Below are 20912 nucleotides of genomic sequence, written 5' to 3' on the forward strand. Positions count from 1 at the left end.
ACAAGAGAGCTCGGCATGACGCGGCGCTTGCGGATTTATCTTGCCGGCCCTGAGGTCTTTCTGCCGGATGCGAAAGCAGCCGGCGAGCGCAAGACGGCGCTTTGCGCGCAATACGGCTTTGAAGGGTTGTTTCCTCTTGAAAGCGAGGCTCTCGACGATGGCGTCGAGAGGAGCCTCTCGATCTATCGCGCAAATCGCGGGATGATTTTGGCCGCCGATGGCGCAATCTTCAATCTGACGCCTTTTCGCGGACCGAGCGCGGACGCGGGAACGGTCTTCGAACTGGGGCTTTGCGCCGGTCTCGGCAAGCCGGTTTTCGCCTATAGCAACGAGGACGGCGCGCTGCTCGACCGCATGAAACGCGACATGGGCGCAACTTTCGACGCCGCAACAGGACGCTGGCGCGACGCTCTCGGCATGACGATCGAAGATTTCGGGCATGCCGATAATCTGATGCTTGGCGGCTGTCTCACCGAGCAGGGGCGGCGCCTGACGCAGCGCCGGACCGCGCCAGATGAGCGTTTCACGGACCTGTCCGGGTTCAGGCTGTGCCTTGAGCACGCGGCGCAGCATTTCCGCGTCGCGCTCGAATAAAAGGCGGGATGGCGCGGCGCGAGTCTCTTTGGCCGAAGATCAGGCGTTCGCTTTTTGCCCGCGCAAAGCCTCGACGCCGGGCAGCAGCTTGCCTTCCAGCCATTCGAGGAAGGCGCCCCCGGCCGTCGACACATAAGTGAAGTCGTTGAATGCATGGGCCATATTGAGGGCCGCGATCGTGTCGCCGCCGCCGGCGATGGTTTGCAGCGAATGGGTCCGCGTCAGTTCCGCGGCGACCTTTGCGATCGCCACGGTCCCCACCTCGAAGGGCGGGGTCTCGAAAGCGCCGAGCGGGCCGTTCCAGACGACGGTCCTGGCGGCTGCGAGGATGCCGACGACCTTTGAAATGGTGCGCGGGCCGATATCGAGAATCATGTCGTTTTCGCCGATCTGGTCGATATCGACGGCGCGAGTTTGCGCATTGGCTTCAAACCTCGTCGAGACGATGGCGTCGACCGGCAGCACGAGCTGACAATTGGCGGCGTCCGCGTCGGCGATGATTTTCCGCGCCGTTTCGGCAAGCTGCGTCTCGCAGATCGACTTGCCGACGTTCTTGCCGCTGGCGGAAAGGAAGGTGTTGGCCATGCCGCCGCCGATGAACAGAAATTCGACCCGGCGCATCAGATTGCCGAGAAGTTCGAGTTTGGTCGAGACCTTGGCGCCGCCGACGATTGCCGCCATCGGACGCTCCGGATGCGCCAGCATTCCGGTCAGCATTTCGAGTTCGCGCTGCATCGTGCGCCCGGCGTAGGCCGGCAATTTATGGGCGATGCCTTCGGTCGAGGCGTGCGCGCGATGCGAGGTCGAGAAGGCGTCGTTGACGTAAAGATCGCCGAGTTCGGCGAGCTGCTCGACAAAGGCCGGATCGTTTTTGGTTTCGCCGGCATGGAAACGGGTGTTCTCGAGCAGCAGAATGTCGCCGTTGCGCAAGGCCGCGACGGCGCTCTTGGCGACGGGGCCAACGCAATCGGAGGCGAAGAACACCATGTGGCGGAGTTCGTGTTCGAGCGCCACCGCGACCGATTTCAGCGACGTTTCCGCCTCCGGCCCATCCTTCGGGCGGCCAAGATGCGAGAGAATGATGACCTTGCCGCCCTTTTCCGAAATTTCGCGGATGTTCGACAGGACGCGGTCGATGCGGGTCAGATCGGTGATCCGGCCGTTTTCCATCGGCACGTTGAGATCGACGCGCACGAGTACCCTCTTACTCGCCAGAACAGCGTCGTCGAGAGTTGGAAAGGGCGAAGAAGAGCCTGATCTCGTCATAGGAGTTTCCCCATTGCGACCGCGGTGTCGATCATCCTGTTCGAGAAACCCCACTCATTGTCGTACCAGGACAGCACGCGAACGAAGGTTCCGTCGATGACGCGGGTCTGGTCGACATGGAAGATCGACGAATGTGAATCATGGTTGAAATCGGCCGATACATTGGGGCTTTCGGTATAGCCGAGGATGCCCTTCAGCTCCGCACCCGCCGCTCGTTTCACCGCCTCGGTGATTTCCGCCGCGCTGGTCGGCCGGCTGGCGTTGAATTTGAAATCGACCACGGAGACGTTCGGCGTCGGCACGCGGATCGACGACCCGTCGAGCTTGCCGTTGAGTTCGGGCAGAACGAGGCCGACCGCCTTGGCGGCGCCGGTCGATGTCGGGATCATGGAGAGCGCCGCGGCCCTCGCGCGATAAAGATCCTTATGCAGCGTGTCGAGCGTCGGCTGGTCGCCGGTATAGGAATGGATCGTCGTCATGAAGCCCCTCTCGATGCCGATGGCGTCGTTCAGCACTTTGGCGATCGGGGCGAGGCAGTTCGTCGTGCAGGACGCATTGGAGACGACGAGATGTTCAGGGGTCAGCTTCAAATGATTGACGCCGAAGACGACGGTAAGGTCGGCCTTGTCGCCGGGCGCCGAGATCAGCACGCGCTTCGCCCCGGCCTTGAGATGGGCGGCGGCCTTATCACGCGAGGTGAAAATGCCCGTGCATTCGAGCGCAATATCGACGCCGAGGTCTTTATGCGGCAGTTCGGCCGGATCTCTGACCGCCGTGACCTTGATCGGGCCGCCGCCGAGATCGATCGTGTCGCCGCTGACCTTGACCTCGCCTGGGAACCTGCCATGAACCGAGTCGAAGCGAAGGAGATGGGCGTTCGTCTCGACCGGACCCAGATCGTTGATTGCGACGACCTTTATGTCCGTGCGTCCGGACTCGGCGATCGCCCGCAGTACGTTGCGTCCGATTCGACCAAATCCATTGATCGCGACTTTGACCGCCATCCGATGTGCTCCTTACTTGGCCCCGGCCCTCTCTCGCGAGGACCTCCGAGTTTGCGCTTCATTCACGCAAATTGTGATATGTCGCGCAATTTCCAAGCCGTCAACTTGGCAAATGGCCGGCGGTTGCAAGAGACGCGAGAGTGGCTCGCGCGGTCATCAGGCCTCCCGCAGCCCTCCGGAGGGGCGAAGGCGAGGATTGCTCGGCGCGCAGCCGCGACGCCCCCAAAAGTCATTCTGCCCTTGCGCTCAAGATAATCCGGCCGTTCACGAGTGGAACCCGGGCGACGAGAACCAGTTGCCATACTAATGGTTTTACTTTGACGACATCGGCTATGCTGGAGTCAACGTCCGGTCTATGTTTCCTTAGGTCGCACCCTCGTTCGGCTTGGCCGGCTCGCGGCAATTCCATCGCGACTATGACAGAGCGCCCGGCCATTGTATCAACGCATGCGTGCATCGACGTCTGAGCGGGCCGGCCCCCGCTCCTTGGGCGCTGGGGATGGAATCATGGCTTTATCGCAAAGCGGGACGGGAATGCAGTATGGACACTCCTGAACGTCTTGACGCCGCCTTGAAGCGGCTCGCGTCCGCGTTGGAGAAGCTCGAGGCCGCGAGCGAGCGGCGGGCGGGAGCGGACGCGCTGCGCTCAAATCTCGAAGAAGAGCTGGCCGTGATGCAGGATGACCGCTCCCGTCTCGCCGTCGAGCTCGACGGGGCGCTGGCGCGTTCGATCTCTCTCGAAACGGCGAATGAGGAAGTTGCGCGCAGACTGAAAGGAGCCAATGCTGCGATCAAAGCCGTCGTGGCCACGGTCGAGGACGAAAGCTAAAATAGCGCGCACCGGCGGCGGTGACCCCCGAGATCGTCGAAACCGACCGATTATGCTTTATGCGAGGAGCTTCAGCGATGGCGCAAGTTGCCATGACGATCGCCGGAAGGGTCTACCGGGTCGCTTGTGACGAGGGCGAGGAAGCCCATCTCGACGAGCTTGCGAAAAAGGTCGATGGCCAGATTTCGGTCATGCGGGAAAAATTCGGTGAAATGGGCGATCAGCGACTAACCGTCATGGCGGCGGTGACGATCGCCGATGAACTTTTCGAATCAAACCGCCGCGCCGGCCAACTCGAAGCCGAGCTTTCGCAGCTGAAGGATCATGTCGCAGGCGCGCTCAACGGGCGCGAGGCCTGGATCGACGCCGTCGCGCTCTCGCTCGACGAAACGGCCTCGCGGATCGAGGCGCTGGCGCAGGAACTCAATGGCGCCGTTCGCGGCGAAGACTGATTTGCTGCGCGAACCCTCTGGCGTTTTGCCTCGGCGCCCCCTAGATTGCAGGGGCGGAGCTGCGGGGTGCGTGCTGGATCAGTAACCCGGGGCCTTATCGATCTCAAAGGGAGCTGTCCCTGGCCTTGCCCGTGGGCTTGGCCACATGGCGCCCACCTACGTTGTAGGTTCCCGGGATCGATATCCCACGGCCATCGCGGCCCCGCACTTTTTGTTGGATTTCTCGAAAAAGAGACCTCGGCCCTCGCCATAATGCAGCCCCCTCATCCGAAAGCCGTTCTGCGCTCCGAGGCTCTGGCGCGCCGGCGCGCGTCCCGCAGCGTCGATCCCGTCGCATTCGCCGAGCATCTCGCCTCCGCGGGCTCGTCGCTTGTCGCCGAACTGCGCCCTGGCATCGTCTCGGCCTATTTCTCCCTGCGTGATGAGGCCTCCACCATGCCTCTTTTGGAAACGCTCGCGGCGTCCGGGGTTTTGACGGCCCTGCCGATTACGGGGCCGCGCGGCACGCCGCTCGTTTTCCGGCTGTGGCGTCCGGGCGATGCGCTGGTGGAAGGCAAAATGGGCATTTCCGAGCCGTCTCCCGCGGCGGCCGAAGTCGCGCCCGATCTCCTGTTCGTGCCTCTCGCGGCCTTTGACCGGACAGGGCACAGGATCGGCTATGGCGCCGGATACTACGACCGCACGCTGGCCGCTCTGCGCGCGCGAAAAAAGATCTTCGCGGTCGGGGTCGCCTACGCCAGCCAGGAAACGCAAAAAATCCCGCATGAAGATCATGACCAGCGGCTCGACTTTGTGCTAACCGAAGAGGGATTGATCGACTGCCGCAGCGTTTTGCCGTTCCCCTGAGATCCCCGAACGTCAGTCGCGTGGCTGCTTTTTCGCATTTTTCTGTCGCAAAGCCTTGCCCGCGGCGGCGGAAGGGGCTTCTTTGATGGATAGAAACATGCGTCTTCTCTTCATTGGCGACGTCGTTGGCCGCGCCGGACGCATCGCTGTTGTCGATCAATTGCCGAAACTGCGGCTCGCGTGGGGCCTCGATTTCGTTGTCGTCAATGGCGAGAACGCCGCCGGCGGCTTTGGCGTCACAGAGTCGATCTGCGACCAGTTTTTGAGCGCCGGGGCCGATTGCGTGACGCTTGGCAATCATTCCTTCGACCAGCGCGAGGCGCTCGTCTTTATCGCCCGTCAGCCTCGCCTGATCCGGCCGGTCAATTATCCGCGCGGAACGCCGGGCAAGGGCGCCAATCTGTTTGAAACGGCCACGGGCGCGCGCGTGCTTGTCGTCAATATTTTAGGCCGCGTTTTCATGGACCCGCTCGATGATCCCTTCGCGGCCATCGAGCGCGAACTTGAAGCCTGTCCCCTTGGCGTTGGCTGCGACGCCGCGATCGTCGATTTTCATGGCGAGGCCTCGAGCGAGAAACAGGCCTTCGGCCATTTCGTGGACGGTCGCGTCTCGCTGGTCGTCGGCACGCACACGCATGTGCCGACCGCCGATTACCAGATCCTGCGCCAGCGCACGGCCTATATGACCGACGCCGGAATGACGGGCGATTATGATTCCGTCATCGGCATGGACAAGGAGGAGCCGCTGCGCCGCTTCACGACCAAGATCCCGGCCTCGCGCTTCGAGCCCGCCTCCGGCCCCGCGACCCTCTGCGGCGTCGCGGTCGAACTCGACGCGCGTGGTCTCGCGGCGAAGATCGCGCCGGTCCGCATCGGCGGCCGGCTGACGGAGGCGCGGCCGGATTTTTGGTAGGCGGGGCGAAGGCTCTCAGGATAGCTACGCAGCGCCTCGGCTGAAGACAGCAGTCTGCCGGAAACAGAGACTGATCCGATTGCTGATCTCCCGTCTTCGGCTCGCCGGGCGGCATGGGCCTCAAGCAAAGAACAAAACTCTCTGGAACCTTTGAGGGGCTTAGCTCTTTAGGTGAGCAGAAAATAATCTGTCGTCTTTGGGGGGCCGATCAGTTCAATATCTGATAGGCCGCCAATACTCATTGGGGGAAGAGAAGAATGGATAAAAAAATCATTGGCCTTGTCGGAGCGATGTCTGCTCTCGGCGCCCTTGCGCAGGCGGCAAACGCCACCCCATTGAGCGCGACCGAAGTACTAAAAGTCGATTCGTTTGGAGACTTACTTGAGCCGATCCCAAACGCCATCGCTCTTCTTCGCGTTGTCGACGCAGCGCAAGCAACTGCATCCGATGAGCAAAGCGCGTCTAAACCAGCGGAGGCGCAACTCGCACAATATTATAACCATCACCACCACCATCATCATCATCATCGCGCCTGGCGCCACGCTATTCCTCCCGTCGGCCCCGGCTATCGCCACCACCACCACCACCACCACCACTACTACCGTCAGGAATATTAGCTGTTGGGTACGCGGCTGAGGCCGATGTTTGACCCCTCGTGACCTTGGCGGATGAGCGTCCCGTGTCGCTGATGTTGGCGAAGCATTTGAGCGGGTGAGTCTAACGGGTCTCAACTTGCTGTCTGGCCCCAGCTTGTGTTCTCGCGTCGACCCGGGAACATGCTTGCCAACAAATTTCCCGAGATTAAAGTAGCAGCGGCGCACGTCTGTCCGGAGTTCAATATGCTGGCGCTTACGCGCAGTATTATTGATCTTCAATAATTATCAGAATTTCGCGCGAAGGGACCGGCAGATCACGAAAGTATTTTCGCGAAATGAAACCATGCACGCCATAAAACTCAGGCGACGGCGATTTCGCGCGCACGGTTTTGCAGCCCTTTGGGCCATGCTGATGCTGGGCCCGGCAGCGATGGCCGGGACGGGGCGGTCTCTGGCCTATGTCACCAATGTGAACTCAAACACAGTTTCGGTCATCGATATCGGCAACAACAACACGTTGGTGGACACGATCCCGGTTGGCAACGGGCCGCAAGATATCGCCGTGGCGCCCGATGGGAAACATGTCTATGTCACGATTTTCGTCGACGATGGCGTATCGGTGATCGATACGGCCACAGATAGGGTGGTGAGCACGGTTCCCGTTGGAACACGCCCCGAGGGGATAGCCGTGACGCCGGACGGAAAACACCTCTATGTCGCAAATCGGGATTCCAACACCGTCTCGGTGATTGAAACGGCCGGCAACACGGTGGTGAACACTGTCCGCGTCGGAGCCGGCCCGCAGGCGATCGCGCTTTCCCCGGATGGAAAACACGCCTATGTCGCCAATCTCCGCTCCGACAATGTTTCGGTGATCGACACGGACGCAAACAGGGTGCTGAAAACGATCGCCGTGGGGACGGCTCCGGTTGCGATAGCCGTTACTCCAGATGGAAAACAGGCCTATGTCGCCAATGCGGGCCGCGCCAACCAGCCCTCCAACCTTGTTTCGGTGATAGAAACGGATGACGGCGCGGTGGCGGGCACGGTCATGGTGGGAGCGTATCCGAATGGCGTCGCCGTGACGCCAGATGGGAAATATGCCTATGTCGCGAATTTTTTCTCGGGTGACGTCTCGGTGATTGAAACGGCTGGCAAACGTGTGATGGCCCGCGTCGCCGTGGGCAATTCTCCTTCCGGCATAGCCGTGACGCCGGATGGGCGCCAAGTCTATGTCGCCGGCGCGCCCTCCGACAGCGTTTCGGTCATCGAGACGGGCGGCAACACGGTCGCATCCACCTTTCCGGCGGGGGTGGCGGCCTTTCATCTGGGCATCACGCCGCCCCCGCCCAAGCCTCCCGCATCGCCTCTTTAAAGAAAGCTCGACGAGCGGACCACCCGTGAGCCCAACGGCCCGCGCAGGCTTCGTCCGCCGGTCCAGGGCAGCGCCGCACCCCGACAGTTCGGCCCCTCACGCGGCCGCGATTTGAAAATGACCACAATTCGCGCTTTAACTAAGAGCGGCGAATGGATCGACGAGGCGTGATGAAGCGATTTGGAGCGTGGCGGGGCCCTCAAACGGGATCATCTCTCAGGCCGATGAAGCGCGCAAAGCTTAAACTCCAGGGCTCCAAAGCTTGATGAACCAGTTCAATCTGTCGTTTGCGCCGTTCCTGCCGTGGCCGGTCCTTGCCGGCTTTGGCGCTCTTGCCCTTTTCGTCGTCGCCTTGGGGTTTTATGCGCGCCGGCGCGGCACATTGTTACGCGCGCTCGGACTGGCGCTGCTTCTGCTGGCGCTCACGGACCCCTCGCTGGTGCGGGAAGATCGCGCCGGACTGAAAGACGTCGTCGCGGTGGTCGTCGATCAGAGCGGCAGCCAGACCATAGGCGAACGGGCGGAGCAGACGAAAAAGGCGGCCGAGGCGCTGGAAGAACAGCTGAAAGGCCTCGGCAATGTCGAGGTCCGCACCATCGAGAGCGACCGCACGGATGCGCAGGACGACGGCACGCGCCTCTTTTCGGCGCTGAACGCCGGCCTTGCCGATGTGCCGTCCGAGCGCGTCGGCGGCGTGTTCATGATTACCGACGGCCTCGTCGACGACATTCCGGCCAATGCGGACGCGCTCGGCTTCAAGGCGCCGCTGCATGCGCTGATCACGGGGCGCGAAGGCGAGCGCGACCGCCGCATCGAGCTTCTCGAAGCGCCGCGCTTTGGCATCGTCGGCAAGGATCAGACGATCGAGCTGCGCGTGCTCGACACCGCCGGCAAGAACGATCCCGTCGTCTTGAAGGTGCGCCGTGACGGCAATCCCATCGCAACGATCCTGGCGCGGCCGTCCGAACGCGTGCGCGTCCCTGTGCGCATCGAACACGGCGGCCAGAATGTCGTCGAGCTCGAGGTCGAGGCTTTGCCGGACGAGCTGACCGCGATCAACAACAAAGCGGTGGTGACGATCGAGGGCGTGCGCGACAAGCTGAAGGTGCTGCTCGTCTCGGGCGAACCGCACAATGGCGAGCGCATGTGGCGCAATCTTTTGAAATCCGACGCCAATGTCGATCTGGTGCATTTCACCATTCTGCGTCCGCCGGAAAAGCAGGACGGCACGCCGATCAATGAATTGTCGCTGATTGCTTTCCCGACCGCCGATCTGTTTGGCCGCAAGATCAAGGAATTCGATCTCATCGTCTTCGACCGCTACTCCAATCAGAGCGTCCTTCCGCTCGTCTATTTCGAGAATATCGTTCGCTATGTCCGCGAGGGCGGCGCCTTGATGCTCGCGGCGGGCCCGGATTTTTCAGGCCCGGACGGGCTCTATTATTCGCCGCTCGGGCGGATCGCGCCGGCCCGCCCGGACGGCACGCTGACCGAACAGGCCTTTCGCGCGGCGATCTCGAAAGATGGCGCCAAGCACCCGGTGACGCGCGGGCTGCCGGGCTCCGATCAGACGCCGCCGGCCTGGAGCCAGTGGTTCCGTCAGGTCAATGCGCAGGTGACGCGCGGCGCCAGCGTTCTCGACGGCGCGGATCAAAAGCCCCTCCTTGTGCTGTCCCGCGAAGGCAAAGGGCGAGTCGCCTTGCTGCTCAGCGATCAGATGTGGCTGTGGGCGCGCGGGTTTGAGGGCGGCGGACCGCATCTCGATCTGTTGCGCCGCCTTGCGCATTGGCTGATGAAAGAGCCGGAGCTTGAGGAAGAAGCGCTGCGCGCGAATGTCCGCGGTCGCAAGATCGAGATCGAGCGCCAGAGCCTGCTCGCCGAAATTCCGCCGGTGAAAATCACCGCGCCCTCGGGGCAGGAATCGACGGTGACCCTCGCGGCCGCGGAGCCGGGGCTTTCCCGCGCCAGCGTCGACGCCTCCGAGCTTGGCCTCTATCGCCTGACGGACGGAACCTTGTCCGTTCTTGCCAATGTCGGGCCGGAAAATCCGCGCGAATTCCAGGAGGTGGTCTCGACCCCGGAGCGGCTGCGGCCGCTCGCCGAGGCGACGGGCGGGACAGTGCGGCGCATTGCAAGCGGCGCGACTGGCGACATTGCCCTGCCGCGGCTCGTCTCGATGCGCGAAAGCCCCGTTTATGGCGGCTCGGACTATGCCGCAATCAAGCGCAACGGCGCGAGCGAAGTCAAAGGCGTCGGCGTCACGCCGCTGGCGATCGGGTTCTTAGGGCTCATCGCCCTGCTCGCAAGCGTGGTTTCAGCTTGGCTTTTCGAGGGCCGCCGAGGCCGCAAGGACGCGTGATTTCCGGTTTACGGGTCTCAGGCCGAATGCTGACGCATGTAACGCGCCCGGAGCCGTGGCGCGATGAACCAGGCGAGTGGAGCTGAGACGATGAAGCTTGCGATCACGAGTGCCGGGATGAGCTGAAAGGCATGGTTGGCGAGGCCGGGCGCCAGCAGAACCGTGACAATCCCAATGCCGAAGACGACCGCGTTGACCATCATATAAATAATAGAGGCGATCTGGAACCGCGTCGACATGGCTGGCTCCCTTTCGGGTTGCTGTTGCTATTCGATGAAATCCTTTTCTCCTTTGAAAGTTCCCGATGCGCGGGGCGCGCGGTCTTCTCCGCGGCGCGGGGCGCGTGGTTTCGTCTCAGCGCGCCCGCACCCGCCGCACTCTGCCGCCGACGGCGGCCAACGCGCCCTCGACGAGTTCGCAGTAGAGCAGACGGTCAGGGTCGACCGGACCGATGAAAGTGATCTGTCCGGGCGGGACGGGCTGAAATCCCATGCGTTCATAATAGGGAAGGTCGCCAACCAGAAGCACCAGCGTGTGCCCCGCCTCGCGCGCGGCTTCGAGTGACTTTTGCACCAGCGCTTCGCCGATGCCGCCGGATCGAAACGCCGGGTCCACGGTGAGCGGCCCAAGCAGTAACGCCAGCGCTTGCCCGCAGCGGATCGTCGTCATCCTGTTCGCGCCGACGAGCAGGGTCCCAACCCGCGCCACGAAGGAGAGGGCGTAATCCGGCTCGACTCCCTCGCGCAGGCGATAGGCTGAACGCGCGAAGCGGCCCGGCCCGAAGGCGCGTTCGTCGAGCCGTTCGATCGCCGCCGAGTCGCCCGGCGTTTGCTGCGTAAGACTGAGGGAAAGATCTGCCATGCGATTGCAGTTTGAGCGGTGCGAAGATAACGGGCGGAGGCGGCGCCCGGCGACAAGTTAGATCAAGCCATAAGCGAAGGAAAGCAGAGGCGTCCTCCCGCGCGGCGCGCCTAGACGAGAGCTGGCGCGCGCTCATGTCGCGGCCATACGCCGCCTTTCAGTATGGATTTGGGCAAAAAAGCCGCTCGCGCCGTCTGGCACTGAGGAGCCTTGTAAATTAGAGTAATTCTAAACAATCCGGAGCAAAAAGCTTGAAGAAATTTGCAGATCTCACCGAACGCGAGATTCTCGCCATGGCGATCGCGTCGGAAGAAGAGGACAATCGCGTCTACATGATGTTCGCCGACGATCTGCGCGAGCGTTATCCCGCCACCGCGCAGACCTTTGAACGGATGGCGGAGGTCGAGGCAGGCCATCGCGACAAGCTGACGGCCCTCTATAAGGACCGCTTCGGTCCTAACCTCGTGCCGATCCGCAAATCGGACGTGCGCTCTTTCGTGCGGCGACCGCCCGTCTGGCTGACGCGTAATCTGTCGCTGAACACCATTCGCAACGAGACGGAGGCGCGGGAGATCGAGGCGGAGAAATTCTACGCCAAGGCCGCAACCCAGTCGCGTGATCCCGCCATTCGGAAGCTCCTCCTCGACCTCGCGCGCGACGAACAGGCGCATGAGCAGATCGCGATCAATCTCGAACGCAAGCTTGAAACCGGGGCGGCCGGCAAGGAAGAGGTCGAGACGCGGCGGCGGATGTTCATCCTCGAATATATCCAGCCCGGCCTCGTCGGTTTGATGGACGGCTCGGTTTCGACCCTGGCGCCACTTTTTGCCGCGGCCTTCGCAACCCACAATAATTGGCAGACGTTTCTGGTCGGGCTCGCCGCCTCGCTCGGGGCCGGCATCAGCATGGGCTTCGCGGAGGCTCTCGCCGATGATGGCGAACTCAGCGGCCGCGGTTCGCCGCTGGTGCGGGGGATCGTATGCGGATTGATGACGACCGCCGGCGGGCTCGGCCATTCGCTGCCCTATCTCGTGCCGGACGCCCTGCCGAACGCGTTTCTGATCGCGACGGGAATCGCGGGCGTGATCGTCTTTTTCGAGCTCTGGATCATCGCCTATATACGCGCCCGCTATATGCAGACGCCTTTCTTCAAGGCCGCGCTGCAAATCGTCCTCGGCGGCGCGATCGTTCTGGCCACGGGCATCCTCATAGGCGCGTCGTGATGGGGCCGTCCCGGCGGATGCGAGCCTTGACGGATGAGAGGCGGCGCGGTTAGTGGCGACCGTGCAGTTCCGCCTCGCCCATCTCACCGACCCCCACCTTGGCCCGCTGCCGCGCCCGCGCCGGCGCGAGCTTCTGGGCAAGCGCGTCACCGGCTATCTGAACTGGACGCGAGGCCGCTCCCTCGTTCACGATATGGCGACGCTGAGCCATATCGTGGCGGACATCCGGGCGCAAAATCCCGACCATGTCGCAATGACGGGCGATATCGCCAATATCGGCCTTCCCGCCGAATTTCAGCTTGCGCGCAAATGGCTCGAGACATTGGGGCCGGCCGAGGACGTCAGCTTCGTGCCGGGCAACCATGACGCCTATGTGCGCGGGTCGCTGCCCGATCTTGCGCGCGTCTTTGCGCCCTGGACGAAGGGCGAGAACGAACCTGGCGGCCGCTTTCCCTATCTCCGCGTGCGCGGCAAAGTCGCTCTTATCGGCCTTTCATCCGCCGTTCCGACGCCTTTTTTCATTGCGTCAGGGCGCCTCGGGCGCCGGCAGATCGAGCTTGCCGAAAAGCTCCTCGCTGAAGCCGCCGGGCGCGACCTCGTCCGGGTCGTCATGCTGCATCATTCGCCGCGCACGGACGCAGCGAGTCTCGCCCGCGGCCTGACCGACGCGCGCGATTTCGAAGAGATGATCGGGCGCACGGGCGCGGAGCTGATCCTGCACGGTCATAACCACAGGCTGAGCGTCAGCCATATCGAGGGCCCCAAGCGGCGCGCGCCCGTTGTCGGGGCGCCGTCCGCGTCGATCGCGCGGCCAGCCTCTCGCCATCGCGCCGGTTATAACCTGTTCGAGATCGCGGGAAGCTTGCGCGATTATGAGATCAAGGGCTTCGCGCGAGGCTTGCTGCCAGGCACGACGACGATTGGAGATCTGGGTCCGATCCCGCTCGGACTCTCCAGCCCACGCGGCGTACGCTCTAGGTTCCGCAGAGTTCAAGGATAGCGGCGAGGTTTTTTTCGACCAGCGGCGCGGCGGCCTCCTTGAGGCTGCGGTGATGCGTGAACAAAAGCACCTGCGTCGTTTTCCCAAGTTCAGCCAGAAGGCCGAGCGCGGCGGCGCTTCGCTCGTCGTCGAAATGGACGAGCAGATCGTCGGCGATGAAAGGCAGCGGCTCGGCCGCCTGCGCGTAATGCTCGATGCTCGCGATGCGGAAAGAAAGATAAAGTTGATCGCGGACGCCGTCGCTCATCAGCGCCACAGGCGCGTCCTCGCCGGTTTTGCGTCTGCCGACGACGACGGGCAGGCCGTCCGCATTGACGTCCGTATTGACGCCGGCAAAGGCGCCCGCCGTCGAAACCGCGAACAGATCCCCGGCGCGGCGAATAAGGGGATCTTTCTGCTGGTCCCGCAGCTGATCCATCGCCGCGCGCAGCAGCTCCTCGGCGAGCGCGATCTCAATATAGCGCTCGAGCGCATCATGCATTTCGGCGGCGGCGCTTTCGCGCTCGGCGACGGCGGCGTTGACGCCCTCGGCGGAGGCGAATGCGTCGAGATCGCGTTCGCGGTCACGCCGCACCGCGAAAGCCTCGTTGATCTCGGCGTCAAGTCCATCAGCCTCGCTTTTGAAGGTCGCCGCCGCGGCGGCGATCTCGTCGAGATTGCGCCCGCCCCATTGCTCCCTCAAGGCTTCGAGGGGCTGAGCGTCGCCGTACTCCTGAATCGCTTTCGCAAGATCGCGAAGCTGCTGCTCGAGTTCGACTTTTTGGGCAAATCTTACCGAGAAGTCAGCCAGCGCCTCCGGCGCGCATCCCGCCTCCTCGCAATGTGAGCGGACGACGGCCGCCGCAGCGCCCGCGAGCTCGCGTTTTCCGTCCCGGTCCTCGATCTCCGCGGCCAACTGCCGCGCTGCGCTTTCGCGCTCAATTCTGATCTTACGAGCCTCCTCGAGCCGGTCGGCGAGCAGCCGCGCGGCGGCGACGGCGTCCAGCGGCAGCTCGAAATCGAGGCCGCCCCTAATCTCCTCAACGAGATTGCGCAGGGCTGCTTCGTCCTCGTCCATGCGCGTCAGACGATGGCGCGTCTGGCGACGTCCCTTGAAGACGCCGTCGGCTTTGGCCCATTGCGTGGCGATGTCGTTTGCGGACTCGAAAGCAGCTCCGTCGGGGAGCGCCAGCGCCTGCAGAGCCGGCCGCCAGGCCGCGCGCCAATTCGCCTCAGCGTCGAGAAGCGCCTTTTGCGCCTCATCGATGTCGGCCAGTCTGGCGCGAACGCCGGCGATGATGTTTTCATCGGTCCGATAATCGGCAAATGCCGCCTCATGGATCTCGATCGCCGCGGCGATCGCGCTGACGCGTGCGCTCATGGCGCCATCCGCCTGCAAGCCGAGCCGCGCCTCGGCCAGGGCCAAAGCCTCGAGCCGGGCCGAAAATTCCGCCTCCAGCGCCGCCGCCGATTCGGCCTTTTCCCGCCAGTCGGCATGGCGCGCGAGGACCATGGGCCGCTGCGCCGACAGGGCCTTGAGACGGCCCGGATTTTTTTCCTTCGTCGCAGCTTCTGGCCAGATCGCGCTCCATGCTTCGTCCGCCGCTGCACGTTCGTTGGCGAGACGTTCTTGCTGTTGCGCGAGGCTTGCCAGAAGACGCCGGGCCTCCGCTTCCTGGCGCTGCGCCAGTTCGAGCGCCGCCACGCGGTCGGCTTCCAGGGCCCTGCGGTCGGCTAACGCGTCTGCCGAACCGGCGTGCTTTTGATGCGCCTCAATGTCGGCCTCGCGCTCGGCCTGCGAGCGCCCCGCGGCCTCGCTTGCGTTAATGCTGAGATAGCGGGCCTTGATCCCGTCGAAGACGAGGTTTCGCTGCGCGCGAAGGCTTTCGATCGCCTCTCGAGAAGGCATGGGAGCGCCGGCCTTCAGCCGTTCTGCCTCGCTGTGCGCCTGATCGCGCTTTTCCGCCGCGGCCGCGATTTTCTCCTTCGCGGTTAGAAGCTCCGCTTCGATCGCGCCGCGCCGGTCGATTTCCGCCTGAATCGCGGCCTCGTCGGGGCAGAGCCATGACTGCAACGCCTCTATTGTGGCAAATCCCAAACGCGTCAGCGCGGTCTCGAAATCCTGTTTCGCGGCCTCCGCCTGTTTCGCTTTCGCCATATGTGCGGCGGCGAGCTGGGTGATCGTGGAGAACTCCGCCGCCCTGAGGCCGATGGGCCTGTCCGCGCCGGTAGCGCGCCGGTCGATCTGGCGCTTTTGCGCGGCCTCCAGCGTTTTCGTTTCCCTCGCGCGCTCTTCGGCAAGACCGGCGAGTTTGCCGCGCCGCTCCAGCCCCTCCGCGGCGAGCCTTTGCGTCCTCTCGACCGCCTCCGCGGACGGCGCGGCGGTTTCGAGATCGGCGTCGTCCGGAAGCCCGATCCGTTGCCGGAGAGTCTTCAGCGCCTCGGCGTATTCGGCGAGTTCGATTTCACGGTTCGGCCGGTCGTCGCGGGCTTTCGAGACGTGAATGGCTTTTTCGCCGGCGTCTCGGATTTTGGCTTCCGCCTCGATGACCGCGATGGAAACCGCGAGATTTTCCAACCGGCGTTGGGCGCCAAGACAGCGTTCCTCGGCCTCCCGCAGCGCCTCGCCGGCGCGCAACTCTGCGTCGAGCGCCTTTGTGCATGAGGCGGTGAAATCAGCGCGCAACGGCGGCAGATCGGCGAACGCTACGGCCTCTTGCGAAAGACGATCGAATGCGAGAATCGAGGGAACGACGCGGGCGAGGCGCTCAAAACGCAGATGCTCTGTCATTTTCTCGCTTCTGCGTCGGCGCAGGGACGCCTCGGTCTCACGCGCCGCATTCAGCTGCTGCTGCGCCTTCACATAATGCTCACGCGTCATCTGGCCGAGTTTGACAGCCTTTTCCGCTTCCTCGAAAGCGCTGAGGCCCATGTAGAACAGGCGATCTTTGCCCTTGCGCATGTCGAACAGTTTAGCCGCGTCCTCGCGCAGCCCGTCGACGATCTTGACGAGCGATCCGAGGCCGCCGCCGGCCGAAAGGATCAGGCGGCCGACATCGCCGTCCGCTTTGAGCAATTGGTCGCCGCCTTTGCGCAGCGCCTCATGGCTGAGCCCAAATAGCGAGTTGAATCGGTCACGTCCTGTCGCGCCGAGCGTTCGGACGAGGACCGCCTCCTCGACAGGCTGGCCGGATTGATCCGTCAGCGTGCGGGCGCGGCCCTTGCGGCGGCGGAGCGAGAGGCGCGTCCCGTCGGCGAGGGTGAGTTGCGCACTGAGGGCGATATTGCCCGCGCCGAACATCTGACCGCGCTCTGTCCTTTCGGGCACGCCAAAAAGAAAATCCGAAATCGCTTCGAGGGCGGTGCTCTTGCCGGCTTCATTCGGTCCGAAAATGAGCGTGAAGCCGGGGGTGGCCGGAAATACGAGCCTCGCCTCCTTGCAGCGGCCGTAATTTTCAATGGTCAGCGTTTCAAAGCGCATCAGCGCTGGCCCTTCTCGATGAGGGCGAGAGCAAGCGCCCTGGCGCGTTCGCAGCCTTCAGCCTTCAATTCCGCAAGGAGTTCGTCCTGATGGGCGCTTGCCGGCAATTTGGTCTTGATGTCCGCGAGCCGCGCGGAGAGGCGTTCGCGCAGCCAGCCGCTTTCGGCGAGTTCCTCGATGGCGAGGCGAAGGCCGCCCGCGATGGTTGGATCGACGCCAGCGCGTAACGGCGGGGGTGCGGTTTCGATCGCGAGCTTCTCCAGCCAGATGTCGCTGGCGATGCTGGCGAGCAGGGTTTCCACTTCTTCCCGCAGGTTTCTCGCATCCGTCATCAGATCGGCGTGGAGGGCGCTGGCGCCGGTCAGTTTGACGCGCAGCGCAAGCGCGCGGTCTTCCGCCGTGGCGAAAGCCGCCTCGGCCTGGCGGCGGATCGCGGCGAAGAGTTCTTCGCGATCCGCGAGCCCCGAGACGTCGATCGTCTCGGCGGCGAAGCGCACGACATCGAGCGGGCGATGCTCCAGCGAGGCGACGGCGCCGTCCTCGACAGTGACGAGCGTGACGCCTTTTGCTCCCGTTTCCTTGATGCTGCGGGCTTGCAGATTGCCGGGAAAAATGATCGGCGGCGAATCCCAGAGCTGCTCACGCGCGTGAATGTGGCCGAGCGCCCAATAATGATAGCCGTGGTTCGCCAGTTGCTCGAGGCTGCAAGGGGCGTAACTGGCGTGGCCCTCGCGGCCGCTGCCGGCCGTATGCAGAAGACCAATGTTGAAGCGCCCGGCAATGGGTCTTGGATAGGCGAGGGCGATATTATCCAGCACCTCGCGCTGGGCGAAACTCTGGCCGTGCACGGCGGTCTCGATCTCGTCGATGAGCACGGTGCCCGACTGTTTCGAAGGTAGCACGGAGACATTGTCTGAGAGGTCAAGTCTGCTGGCGAAACGGTTCTCCGCATCATGGTTGCCGAAGATCATGACGACGCGCACGCCTTTTTCGCGCAGGCGCCGCATGCGGTCGGCGAAGAATTGCCCGGTGCGATAATCGCGCCACTGACCGTCGAAGACGTCGCCCGCGATGACGACGAGGCGGCACTCCTCCTCGATCGCCAAAGCGACGAGATTGTCGAAAGCGCGGCGCGAGGCGTCGTCGACGCGGGCGGCGAAATCCTGCGATTTTTTCGAGAGCCCCAGCAGCGGACTATCGAGATGGAGATCGGCGGCGTGAATGAAGCGGAAGCGCAATCCATGTCCTTTGGCGGTTTCAGCATCACTACGAAGCGAAATTAATGGTCAAATCAATGGAGATCGGTCTTTCGTCGATTCTGTCCCCGCCATTTTTTCAGGCCTGCCTTCGCGGGGGCGGAACGGGAGGCGGCGAATCGCGTTTTGTCGCGATCTTACGCGGGTTTAGGCGTCAAAGGAGGACTCGACATGCCGCGCGGCGACAAATCCAAATACACCGACAAGCAGGAGCGCAAGGCCGATCACATTGCCGAGAGCTATGAGGAGAAAGGCGTTTCGACCAAGGAAGCCGAACGAAGAGCCTGGGCGACGGTCAACAAGGATGATGGCGGCGGCAAAAAGCCTGGCGGCTCGGGACGCGGCAAGGAAACGGGCCATCCGGCGGCTCACAAGGGCGGCCGGGCAGGGGGCGCTGCGGCCTCCTCACGCTCTGCGGCGGCGCGGTCAGCTTCCGCCAAGAAGGCCGCTGCGACGCGCAAGGCGAGGGCGGAACATACCGCCCGCGGCTGAGGCGCGCGCGGCTTGCATTCGCCGTCACTTGCGACAATGAGTTCGCTCAAATTGTCGCAAGAGTGGTGTTTCGAATGCAAAAGACCTGGGCAAGCGCCCTGCGCATCATTCTCATCTGTCTCGGCGCCTTAGCCGTCAATAGCGCTCAGGCGGGTGAAACGCAGCCCGATCTCGCGAACCTCCGCTATTCGCCGCTAAAAGAGATCACGACCGAAAATGTGTCGCGGCTGACGCCGGTCTGGACCTTTTCAACGGGCGTTCTGCGCGGCCATGAAGGCGCCCCCTTGGTTGTCGGCGGCGTGATCTATGTGCATACGCCGTTTCCAAACATCGTCTACGCGCTCGACCTCGATCACGACGGAAAAATCCTCTGGAAATATGAGCCGCGGCAGGATGCCGGCGTCGTGCCGCTAATGTGCTGCGATACGGTCAGCCGCGGCCTCGCCTATGGCGACGGCAAGATCTTTCTGTATCAGGCGGATACAACCCTCGTCGCCCTCGACGCGAAAACCGGCGCGCCGGTCTGGTCTGTCAAGAACGGCGATCCGGGGAAGGGCGCGACGGGAACTTCCGCGCCAGCGCTGATCAAGGACAAGGTTCTCGTTGGCGTCTCCGGCGGGGAATTTGGCCTTCGCGGCTATCTTACCGCCTATGACGTCAAAACGGGCGCAAAGCTCTGGCGCGCCTATTCGGTCGGCCCGGACGCCGATACGCTCATCGATCCGGAGAAAACGACAGAGCTTGGCAAGCCCGTTGGCAAGGAGTCGAGCCTTGCGAGCTGGCAGGGCGATCAATGGAAGATTGGCGGCGGCGCGCCCTGGGGCCGGATCTCGTATGACGCTGCGGAAAACCTCATCTATTACGGGACGGGCAATCCCTCGACCTGGAACCCCGCGCAGCGGCCCGGCGACAACAAATGGTCCATGGCCATTTTTGCGCGCGACGTCGATACGGGCGTCGCGAGGTGGGTCTATCAGATGACCCCGCATGACGAATGGGACTATGACGGCGTCAATGAGATGATTCTCACTGACGCTCCCGGCGGGCGCAAAGTGCTGACGCATTTCGACCGCAACGGATTCGCCTATGTGCTGGATCGCGCCGACGGCGCGCTCATCAGCGCGGATAAATATGATCCGGCGGTGAATTGGGCGAGCCGGATCGATATGGATAAAAGCTCGAAGAGCTATGGCCGCCCTATCGTCGACGGCGCCTATTCGACCCAGCAGAATGGCGAGGAGACCGTGACCCACGGCGTCTGCCCGAGCACGGTCGGCGCGAAAAACGCCAATCCGGCGGCCTATTCCGCGCTGACAGGCCTTTTTTACGCGCCGATGATCCGTCTTTGCATGGACTATGAACCGTTCCAGATCACTTACGCCGCGGGTCAGCCTTATACGGGCGCCGACACGTCAGTCTATCCGGAGAAGGGCGAAACGAACATGGGCGCCCTCATTGCCTGGGATGCGGCGTCAAAGCGGGTCGTCTGGTCTGATCCAGAGCCATTCGCCGTCGCCTCCGGCGTCCTCGCGACGGCCGGCGGACTCGTTTTCTACGGCACGCTCGAAGGCTATCTGAAGGCGGTCGATGCGCGCTCCGGCAAGGAGCTGTACCGGTTCAAGACGCCGTCCGGGATCATCGGCGACGTCACGAGCTTCGAGCGCAATGGCAGGCAATATATCGCCGTCCTGTCCGGGGCGGGCGGATGGTCGGGCGTTGGCCTGACCGCCGGGCTGACGCATTCGGACGAGGGCGCAAATTCCCCTGGGGTGTATGCGGCGCTGGCCAATTATACGGCGTTGGGCGGGCAGCTGACGGTGTTCGCCTTGAAATGATGTTTCCCGCCTCGCCGAGGGGCGAGGGTTCGCTTTGAGAGAGGCTGGCGCGGGTGTAGAATTGAAAATCCTTTAATCGGGATTGGGACAGACGCACATGGACGTCGATGACGAAAGGATTTTTGGCGCGCCGCCCCGCAGGAGCGCGGCGCATGAGGTCGGGCAGAACCTGGACGATCTCTCCCTGCATCAGATCGAGGAGCGCATCGCTCTTCTCAAGGCGGAGATCATCCGCTTGGAAGAGGCCCGGGACGCCAAACGAGCCTCGCGCGGCGCCGCCGCCGCTTTTTTCAAGATCTGACGCCTTTTTTCACCGCGCCGCGGCGATTGCCGGGTCGGCCAGCCCGGCCTTTTGCGGCATATGTCGGCATATGTCATTGATTCATCTCGACCGCGTATTGTTTTTGTCAAAAAAGTGCAATCGCGTGTTGACATGGTGGGATGGTGGGTCCTATAAGGGCGTCATTGGAAGCGGCGCTGCTGTTTGCGGCGGGCGCGGATTTCGTTTCTCGGGACTTTCTCGGGTAGTCATGGATCCTGGTTTGTTTGGC

General features: G+C 63.1%; 19 protein-coding genes and 1 other RNA gene. 14 read left to right on the forward strand and 6 right to left on the reverse strand.

Annotation, left to right across the window (positions count from 1 at the left end; translation table 11 throughout):
* The first annotated feature begins 15 nt into the window (after nucleotides 1-15).
* A complete protein-coding gene (locus MPC4_RS19010) occupies nucleotides 16-594 on the forward strand; it encodes a nucleoside 2-deoxyribosyltransferase (RefSeq protein ID WP_174513904.1) in 579 nt (192 codons plus the stop codon).
* 39 nt (nucleotides 595-633) lie between these two features.
* Here MPC4_RS19010 and MPC4_RS19015 read toward each other — a convergent pair whose 3' ends face one another.
* On the reverse strand, nucleotides 634-1860 hold the full coding sequence (locus tag MPC4_RS19015) for a phosphoglycerate kinase (RefSeq protein WP_134491433.1): 1227 nt from the start codon (nucleotides 1858-1860) through the stop codon (nucleotides 634-636).
* Nucleotides 1857-2864 carry a type I glyceraldehyde-3-phosphate dehydrogenase gene (gap, locus tag MPC4_RS19020; RefSeq protein WP_174513905.1) on the reverse strand — a complete coding sequence of 336 codons (1008 nt, stop codon included), beginning with the start codon at nucleotides 2862-2864 and terminating at the stop codon, nucleotides 1857-1859. The genes MPC4_RS19015 and gap overlap by 4 nt, the downstream gene beginning before the upstream one ends.
* Nucleotides 2865-3405: 541 nt before the next feature.
* Between gap and MPC4_RS19025 the strand changes: the two genes are divergently transcribed.
* From MPC4_RS19025 to MPC4_RS19060, 8 genes are all read left to right on the forward strand, one after another.
* Nucleotides 3406-3693: a DUF4164 domain-containing protein gene (locus MPC4_RS19025; protein WP_174513906.1), complete on the forward strand. Its 288-nt coding sequence runs from the start codon at nucleotides 3406-3408 to the stop codon at nucleotides 3691-3693.
* A gap of 77 nt (nucleotides 3694-3770) precedes the next feature.
* Nucleotides 3771-4145, forward strand: coding sequence for a cell division protein ZapA (locus MPC4_RS19030; protein ID WP_174513907.1), 375 nt, complete (start codon nucleotides 3771-3773; stop codon nucleotides 4143-4145).
* Between the two features lie 53 nt (nucleotides 4146-4198).
* Nucleotides 4199-4352, forward strand: a non-coding RNA gene (gene ssrS, locus MPC4_RS19035) — 6S RNA.
* 45 nt (nucleotides 4353-4397) lie between these two features.
* Nucleotides 4398-4991, forward strand: a complete 594-nt coding sequence (locus tag MPC4_RS19040) for a 5-formyltetrahydrofolate cyclo-ligase (protein WP_174513908.1) — start codon at nucleotides 4398-4400, stop codon at nucleotides 4989-4991.
* A 97-nt stretch (nucleotides 4992-5088) separates the two neighbouring features.
* Nucleotides 5089-5904 (forward strand): TIGR00282 family metallophosphoesterase, encoded by an 816-nt coding sequence (locus MPC4_RS19045; protein ID WP_174513909.1) that lies wholly within the window; start codon nucleotides 5089-5091, stop codon nucleotides 5902-5904.
* A 257-nt stretch (nucleotides 5905-6161) separates the two neighbouring features.
* Nucleotides 6162-6521 (forward strand): hypothetical protein, encoded by a 360-nt coding sequence (locus tag MPC4_RS19050; protein ID WP_174513910.1) that lies wholly within the window; start codon nucleotides 6162-6164, stop codon nucleotides 6519-6521.
* 391 nt (nucleotides 6522-6912) lie between these two features.
* Entirely contained in the window at nucleotides 6913-7875 is a 963-nt protein-coding gene (locus MPC4_RS19055; RefSeq protein WP_174513911.1) for a beta-propeller fold lactonase family protein, read from the forward strand.
* 265 nt (nucleotides 7876-8140) lie between these two features.
* Nucleotides 8141-10234 (forward strand): hypothetical protein, encoded by a 2094-nt coding sequence (locus MPC4_RS19060; protein WP_174513912.1) that lies wholly within the window; start codon nucleotides 8141-8143, stop codon nucleotides 10232-10234.
* A 17-nt stretch (nucleotides 10235-10251) separates the two neighbouring features.
* Here MPC4_RS19060 and MPC4_RS19065 read toward each other — a convergent pair whose 3' ends face one another.
* Both MPC4_RS19065 and MPC4_RS19070 read right to left on the reverse strand, forming a co-directional pair.
* Nucleotides 10252-10473: a hypothetical protein gene (locus MPC4_RS19065; protein WP_134491457.1), complete on the reverse strand. Its 222-nt coding sequence runs from the start codon at nucleotides 10471-10473 to the stop codon at nucleotides 10252-10254.
* Between the two features lie 115 nt (nucleotides 10474-10588).
* A complete protein-coding gene (locus tag MPC4_RS19070) occupies nucleotides 10589-11095 on the reverse strand; it encodes a GNAT family N-acetyltransferase (protein WP_134491459.1) in 507 nt (168 codons plus the stop codon).
* A gap of 251 nt (nucleotides 11096-11346) precedes the next feature.
* On the opposite strand from MPC4_RS19070, the gene mbfA reads away from it, so the two are divergent.
* A complete protein-coding gene (mbfA, locus tag MPC4_RS19075) occupies nucleotides 11347-12318 on the forward strand; it encodes an iron exporter MbfA (protein ID WP_174513913.1) in 972 nt (323 codons plus the stop codon).
* A 52-nt stretch (nucleotides 12319-12370) separates the two neighbouring features.
* Nucleotides 12371-13318, forward strand: a complete 948-nt coding sequence (locus MPC4_RS19080) for a metallophosphoesterase family protein (protein ID WP_174513914.1) — start codon at nucleotides 12371-12373, stop codon at nucleotides 13316-13318.
* On the opposite strand, the gene MPC4_RS19085 is transcribed toward MPC4_RS19080, so the two are convergent.
* Together MPC4_RS19085 and MPC4_RS19090 are read right to left on the reverse strand one after the other, a co-directional pair.
* A complete protein-coding gene (locus MPC4_RS19085; protein ID WP_174513915.1) occupies nucleotides 13293-16778 on the reverse strand; it encodes an ATP-binding protein in 3486 nt (1161 codons plus the stop codon). The genes MPC4_RS19080 and MPC4_RS19085 overlap by 26 nt on opposite strands.
* Nucleotides 16778-18016: a metallophosphoesterase family protein gene (locus MPC4_RS19090; RefSeq protein WP_174513916.1), complete on the reverse strand. Its 1239-nt coding sequence runs from the start codon at nucleotides 18014-18016 to the stop codon at nucleotides 16778-16780. Before MPC4_RS19090 ends, MPC4_RS19085 begins: the two co-directional genes overlap by 1 nt.
* Nucleotides 18017-18205: 189 nt before the next feature.
* Here MPC4_RS19090 and MPC4_RS19095 point away from each other — a divergent pair, with 189 nt between their 5' ends.
* The 3 genes from MPC4_RS19095 (at nucleotide 18206) to MPC4_RS19105 (ending at nucleotide 20662) form a co-directional block, all read left to right on the forward strand.
* Nucleotides 18206-18526, forward strand: a complete 321-nt coding sequence (locus MPC4_RS19095; RefSeq protein ID WP_174513917.1) for a plasmid stabilization protein — start codon at nucleotides 18206-18208, stop codon at nucleotides 18524-18526.
* A 74-nt stretch (nucleotides 18527-18600) separates the two neighbouring features.
* The gene (locus MPC4_RS19100; RefSeq protein WP_174513918.1) at nucleotides 18601-20361 is read left to right on the forward strand and encodes a PQQ-dependent dehydrogenase, methanol/ethanol family; all 1761 of its coding nucleotides are present in this window, start codon (nucleotides 18601-18603) and stop codon (nucleotides 20359-20361) included.
* Between the two features lie 97 nt (nucleotides 20362-20458).
* Nucleotides 20459-20662: a DUF1192 domain-containing protein gene (locus tag MPC4_RS19105; protein ID WP_174513919.1), complete on the forward strand. Its 204-nt coding sequence runs from the start codon at nucleotides 20459-20461 to the stop codon at nucleotides 20660-20662.
* The last annotated feature ends 250 nt before the right edge of the window (nucleotides 20663-20912 follow it).

It is taken from the genome of Methylocella tundrae (genome assembly GCF_901905185.1).
In the GTDB taxonomy this organism is placed as follows: Bacteria; Pseudomonadota; Alphaproteobacteria; order Rhizobiales; family Beijerinckiaceae; genus Methylocapsa; species Methylocapsa tundrae.